2 protein-coding genes are annotated in these 1,282 nt (G+C 35.0%); both read right to left on the reverse strand.

The annotated features are described in order from the left end of the window. Positions 1-113: 113 nt before the first annotated feature. Entirely contained in the window at positions 114-404 is a 291-nt protein-coding gene (locus AAEY55_RS18040; RefSeq protein ID WP_008114000.1) for a type II toxin-antitoxin system RelE/ParE family toxin, read from the reverse strand. Position 405: 1 nt separating this feature from the next. Then, positions 406-645, reverse strand: a complete 240-nt coding sequence (locus AAEY55_RS18045) for a type II toxin-antitoxin system ParD family antitoxin (protein ID WP_008113998.1) — start codon at positions 643-645, stop codon at positions 406-408. Positions 646-1,282: the final 637 nt, after the last annotated feature.

Below are 1,282 nucleotides of genomic sequence, written 5' to 3' on the forward strand. Positions count from 1 at the left end.
GCAAGGCGCATTGATAAACTGGATGAGCAGCCATTGTCTAATAAACGCCAATGGCGAACGCGTATAGATCCACTTGAGTCTATCTGGGACAGTATTGTTGGCCAGTTACGTTTTCAGAGAGCCCGGTGTATATCCATGCTTTTATGAAGAACTCGAATAATTACAACTTCTTTCTTGCCGAATTCTTTGTAATAGATGACATGACTCCCTTGCGGTCGCTTTCTATAGCCTTCTCTAATGTAATCACAAATATAACCTAGCTCTGGTTCTTCTGCAATTTGATGAAAAACGCTATCAAGTAATTTTAAATAGTCATTTCTCTGCTGCCTGCCCCAGTTAAGTTGCGTGTAACGAGCGATTTTTATTAAATCTGATTTAGCTTTTTTAGATATATGAAATTTCATATCAATGATTTTCTTTATCTAAGTCACTCAATAGTGTGTCATATGAATAGTCAGCTATTCCGCTGTTTTCTCCCTCAACCAACATATTCCTTAGATTGTTCATTTTCAATTCTTGATCTTCTAAGGCTCTTAATCCAGCTCTTAGAACTTCACTTGCAGATCCATACCTACCAGTCTCTAATTGCTGACTAATAAATGAGTCAAAATGCTCACCTAATGTAACACTTGTATTTTTCGCCATGCCAACCTCCAATACCAATATTTAATATATTCTGGTATCAAAAACATATCAAGTCAATTAAGAAAGACAAAAAATGCCTCCTAACCCTACGTCGCTAAAGTATAAGCAACTATTTTTTAGCTTCTTATTAAGGCGGTATGGTTGAAATTTAAATCAAATAACCCCTTACTTTGAATAACGTAACTCGGTTCTTTGAGAAGTTCGACTGCTCTGTAAACATAACTGAGCTGAATAGTTTTAAACTTTTAAAAATCACCTAGCAATTAAAAATCGAGCCTATAAAGGCTAAATATCTAATTTCAAGATATTTGTATATTTTTTAACACCATACGCAATTAGCGAACATGTATAAAAATAGTCGTTTGCTTTAGCTGGTCACACGTTATCGTATCATAACGTTTTTGGTTAATCTGCCCAGGGGGTTAGTGTTCTTCTTGTGACTATTTCAACCCTTTAATCCTTGCCATTTATGTTTAGTTATCATTTAATAACAATGCGTTACTGAAAGTGATTTCTTTTTAAAGAGAGTTTAACTTTATAAGTTATTACATATTTCGGACATGAACAACTCCCACTAAACGCTGCGCGTTTTGAAGGAGTTTCAAAAAGAAAGCCTAAGCTACCTTTTTAGGCTGGT

Origin of the sequence: Pseudoalteromonas sp. 120-MNA-CIBAN-0494 (assembly GCF_040308885.1) — a bacterium.
Classification (GTDB): Bacteria; Pseudomonadota; Gammaproteobacteria; order Enterobacterales; family Alteromonadaceae; genus Pseudoalteromonas; species Pseudoalteromonas nigrifaciens.

Coding starts and splice junctions, on each gene's coding strand:
- AAEY55_RS18040 (WP_008114000.1), bottom strand. CDS start 404: ATGAAATTTCATATATCTAAAAAAGCTAAATCAGATTTAATAAAAATC.
- AAEY55_RS18045 (WP_008113998.1), bottom strand. CDS start 645: ATGGCGAAAAATACAAGTGTTACATTAGGTGAGCATTTTGACTCATTT.